Origin of the sequence: Herbaspirillum sp. B65 (genome assembly GCF_000333555.1) — a bacterium.
Taxonomy (GTDB): Bacteria; Pseudomonadota; Gammaproteobacteria; order Burkholderiales; family Burkholderiaceae_D; genus Herbaspirillum; species Herbaspirillum rubrisubalbicans.
Genome location: NZ_BADI01000990.1, coordinates 1 through 1,842, shown reverse-complemented (window position 1 = coordinate 1,842; position 1,842 = coordinate 1). Strand labels below are relative to the sequence as shown.

Here is a 1,842-nt window from a genome sequence, read left to right as displayed (position 1 = left end):
GGCATGGAGGTGACCGTGGTACACGTCACCGACACCCTGATGAACCAGCAACTGGACAAGCCCGCCGCCGAGCTGCTCAGAAAGGCACTGGAAGCCAAGGGCCTGCGCTTCCTGCTCAACGCCCACACCGAAGAAATCATCGGCCCGGATCGCGTCACCGCCGTGCGCTTCAAGGATGGCAGCCGCATTCCTGCCGATCTGGTGGTGATGACCGCCGGCGTGCGTCCCAACATCGCCCTGGCCAAGTCGGCCGGCCTGCATTGCGAACGCGCCATCATCGTCGATGACACCCTGCAGACCTACGATCCGCGCATCTATGCCGTGGGCGAATGTGTGCAGCATCGCCAGGCCACCTTCGGCCTGGTCGCGCCGATCTGGGACCAGGCCCGGGTATGCGGCGCGCACCTGGCCGGTGCCGGTCATCGGCGTTACGTTCAGCAGGCCACGGCCACCAAGCTGAAGGTCACCGGGGTGGACCTGTATTCGGCCGGCGACTTCATCGGCGGCGACGATACCGAAGACCTGGTGGTGCGCGATCCGCGTCGCGGCATCTATAAGCGCCTGGTCCTGCGCGGCTCGCGCCTGGTGGGTGCGGTACTGTATGGTGACGTCAAGGATGGGCCGTGGTATTTCGACCTGATCCAGAGCGGACGCGACATCAGCGCCTTCCGCCGCGAACTGCCGTTCGGCCAGGCCATGTGCCAGCAGGCGGCCTGAGCTGTAACGCTAAAGGCAATTAGTAACAGAGGATACCAATGAATCTTTCCCAGACCCCGCTGGCCCTGACGGTGGCGACCACCCGCAGCACCTGCCCCTACTGTGGCGTGGGTTGCGGCGTCACAGCCTCGATGCAGCAAGATGGCAGCCTGGGCATCAAGGGCGATGAGCAGCACCCGGCCAACTTCGGCCGCCTGTGCGTCAAAGGCTCGGCCCTCGGTGAAACCGTCGACCTGGAAGGCCGCCTGCTGCATCCGCAAGTGCGCGATGCGCAAGGGGCGTTGCAGCAGGTATCCTGGGACGTAGCGCTGGAGCAGGTCGCCGGCAAGTTCTCCAGCATCATCGCCGAACACGGCCCAAACGCGGTGGCGCTGTATGTCTCGGGGCAATTGCTGACCGAGGACTACTACATCGCCAACAAGCTCATGAAGGGCTATATCGGTAGCGCTAACATCGATACCAATTCGCGCCTGTGCATGTCCTCGGCGGTAGCCGGACACAAGCGCGCCTTCGGTGAAGACCTGGTCCCGGTCTGCTATGAAGACCTGGAACTGGCCGACCTGATCGTCCTGGTCGGCGCCAACGCCGCCTGGTGCCATCCCATCCTGTTCCAACGCATCGCCAAGCTGAAGGAAACCCGCCCGGCCCTGCGCCTGATCGTGATCGACCCGCGCCGCACCGCGACCTGCGAATTGGCCGACCTGCACCTGCCGATCAAGGCCGGCACCGATGTCTGGCTCTTCAATGGCTTGATGAGCTACCTGGCCCATCGCGGCCTGCGCGACAACGCCTTCATCGCCGCCCATACCAACGGCTTTGACGAAGCCCTGGCGGTGGCCGACGCCGACTGCGCCGATCCCGCCACGGTAGCGCGCCTGTGCAAGGTCGATCTGCAAGACTTGCTGGCCTTCTACCAGGCCTTCGCCGAGACCGATAAAGTGGTCACCGGATTCTCGATGGGCGTGAACCAATCCTCGGTAGGCAGCGACAAGGTCAACAGCATCATCAACTGCCACCTGGCCACCGGCCGCATCGGCAAGCCCGGCATGGGGCCGTTTTCCATCACCGGCCAGCCCAATGCCATGGGCGGACGCGAAGTCGGCGGCCTGGCCAACATGCGGCCGC

The 1,842-nt window shown here is 64.5% G+C and carries 2 protein-coding genes; both read left to right on the top strand.

The genetic code is table 11. The annotated features are described in order from the left end of the window. Positions 1 to 717: NAD(P)/FAD-dependent oxidoreductase (locus I5W_RS23290; RefSeq protein ID WP_148289186.1), on the top strand; the 717-nt coding region annotated here is incomplete at its 5' end. 38 nt (positions 718 to 755) lie between these two features. Continuing rightward, on the top strand, positions 756 to 1,842 hold a 1,087-nt coding region (locus I5W_RS23285), incomplete at its 3' end, for a molybdopterin-dependent oxidoreductase (RefSeq protein ID WP_044531030.1).